1 protein-coding gene is annotated in these 2,862 nt (G+C 71.5%); it reads right to left on the bottom strand.

Annotated features, from left to right (window positions below; genetic code table 11):
• A partial coding sequence (locus ACWDSL_RS52855; protein WP_450496858.1) for an SDR family NAD(P)-dependent oxidoreductase occupies window positions 1-2,862 on the bottom strand: 2,862 nt, incomplete at both ends.

The raw sequence follows: 2,862 nt of genomic DNA, 5'->3' as shown, positions 1-2,862 counted from the left end.
GTCAGACCTGACGACAACTCCTCGCGGTCACCACCGACCACCACCGCCCGGTGCTCCAACACCGACCGCGTGGACACCAGCGAGTGTCCGATGTCGGCCGGCGTCGCATCGGGGTGACTCTCCATATGGGAGGCCAGGTTGGCGGCTTGCTCACGCAACGCCTCGACCTTCTTCGCCGACACCACCCACGGCAGGGCGGCAGGGGTCACGGCGGGGATCTCTTGGTCGTCCGGCTTGGGCTCGGCGGGCAGCGGGGCCTGCTCCAGGATGGTGTGCACATTGGTGCCGCTGACGCCGAACGCGGAGACACCGGCCCGGCGCGGGCGCCCGGTCTCCGGCCACTCCATCGACTCGGTCAGCAGCTCGACCGCGCCTGCCGACCAGTCCACATGCGTGGACGGCGTGTCCACGTGCAGCGTCTTGGGCAGCACTCCGTTCCGCAGCGCCATCACCATCTTGATCACACCGGCCATACCGGCCGCGACCTGGGTGTGCCCCATGTTGGACTTGATGGAGCCCAGTTGCAGTGGCAGCTCACGGTCCTGCCCATACGTGGCGAGCAGCGCCTGCGCCTCGATCGGGTCGCCCAGCGTGGTCCCCGTGCCGTGTGCCTCGACCGCGTCCACATCGACCGGAGCCAGACCGGCGTTCGCCAGCGCCTGACGGATCACCCGCTGCTGCGACGGACCGTTCGGCGCCGTCAGACCATTCGACGCACCGTCCTGGTTCACCGCCGAACCCCGTACCACCGCAAGCACCTCATGCCCGTTGCGTACGGCGTCCGACAGCCGTTCGAGCACGACCAGGCCGACACCCTCCGACCAGCTCGTTCCGGCGGCAGAGTCGGCGAACGAGTGGCAGCGGCCGTCCGGGGCCATCCCGCCCTGCTCGCTGAACTCGCCGAAACCGATCGGCGTCGACATCACCGTGACACCGCCCGCCAGCGCCAGCGAGCACTCGCCGGTGCGCAGCGCCTGGGCGGCGAGGTGCATCGCCACCAGCGAGGAGGAACACGCGGTGTCCACGGTGACGGCCGGGCCCTCGAGGCCGAAGGTGTAGGACAGCCGCCCCGAGATCACACTGGTGGCCTGGCCCGTCATGTGGTGGCCGCGGGATTCCTGCGGCGGAAGGTAGCCGAAGCCGGTCGCGCCGACGAAGACGCCCGTGTCCGTTCCGCGGACCGAGGCGGGGTCGATGCCCGTGCGCTCGAACACCTCCCAGGCGGTCTCCAGCAGCAGCCGCTGCTGCGGATCCATCGCCAGCGCCTCACGCGGAGAAATCCCGAAGAAGCCCGCGTCGAACTCCGCGGCGTCGTAGAGGAAACCGCCCTCGTAGCCGGCGCCCGAGTCCAGTCGCCAGCCGCGGTCGGTGGGCAGTTCGGCGATGGCGTCCCGGCCCTCGGCGACCAGCTGCCACAGGTCTTCCGGCGAACGGACACCGCCCGGGTAGCGGCAGCTCATCCCGACGATCACGATCGGGTCGTCCGCAAGCCCCGAGGTGACAGCCGTCGGCAGGACCACCTCGCCGTGCTCGCCCAGCAGCTCGCGCAGCAGGAACTCGGCCAGCGCGGTGGGCGTGGGGTAGTCGAACACCAAGGTGGCGGGCAGCCGAAGTCCGGTAGCGCCACCGAGCCGGTTGCGCAGCTCGACCGCGGTCAGCGAGTCGAAGCCCAGCTCGCGGAACTCCCGCCGGACCTCCACCGCGTCCGGCGACGGGTGTCCCAGTACGGCTGCCGCCTGGCCGCGTACGAGATCGATCAGCAGACGCAGACGGTCGGCCTCGCGCAGCCCGGCGAGCCGCTGGGTCAGCGCGGCGGCCGCGCCGGACTCGGAGGCGGCGGCGCCGCCCGCCGTCCTGCGCGCCGTACGGACCAGACCGCGCAGCAGCCCCGGGACCTCGCCCTGCGCACGGAGCGCGGCGAGGTTGAGGCGCACGGGGGCCACCACTGGTTCGTCGCAGGTGGCCGCCGCGTCGAAGAGCGCGACGCCCTGTTCCTCGGTCAGCAGCGGCATTCCGGCCGCGTTGAGCCGGTGGATGTCCGTGTCGGTGAGCTCGCTGGTCATACCGCCGTCCTGGGCCCACGGCCCCCACAGCAGCGACTGGCCGGGCAGGCCCTCGGCCCTGCGGTGGTTGGCCAGCGCGTCGAGGAAGGCGTTGGCCGCGGCGTAGCTGCCGAGACCCGCGCCGCCGAGCTGGCCCGCGACCGACGAGTACGTCGTGAACGCGGCCAGGTCCAGGTCGCGGGTCAGCTCATGCAGATACCAGGCCGCGTCCGCCTTCGGGCCGAAGACCGTGGCCAGCCGCTCGGGAGTCAGCGAGGCGATCACGCCGTCGTCGAGCGCGGCCGCGGTGTGGACGACCGCGGTCAGCGGGTGCTCCGCAGAGACCCCGGCGAGCAGCGCGGTCAGCGCGTCGCGGTCCGCCACGTCGCATGCGGCGATGGTGACATCGGCGCCATGGGTGCTCAGCTCCTCCAGCAGTTCGGGCGCGCCGGGCGCGTCCGACCCGCGGCGGCTGACCAGCAGCAGGTGCTTCATGCCCCATTCGGCGGCGAGATGGCGAGCGAGCCTGCTGCCGAGACCTCCTGTGCCACCGGTGATCAGCACGGTGCCCTCGGGGTCCCAACGAGGCGGCATCGTCAGCACGATCTTGCCCGTGTGCCTCGCCTGACTCATATAGCGGAAGGCGTCCCGCGCCCGCCGCACATCCCACGCCGTAACCGGCAACGGACGCAACACACCCGCGCCGAACAGCTCCATCAGCTCGACCAGCATTTCCTGCGTACGGTCCAGACCGGCGTCCGCCAGATCGAAGGGCAGGTAGTCGCCGTCCACCGTTTCCGCGTCGCGGATGTCGGTCTTG

This window comes from Streptomyces sp. NPDC000941 (assembly GCF_053599555.1).
This window is presented reverse-complemented; position numbering and strand designations above follow the sequence as displayed.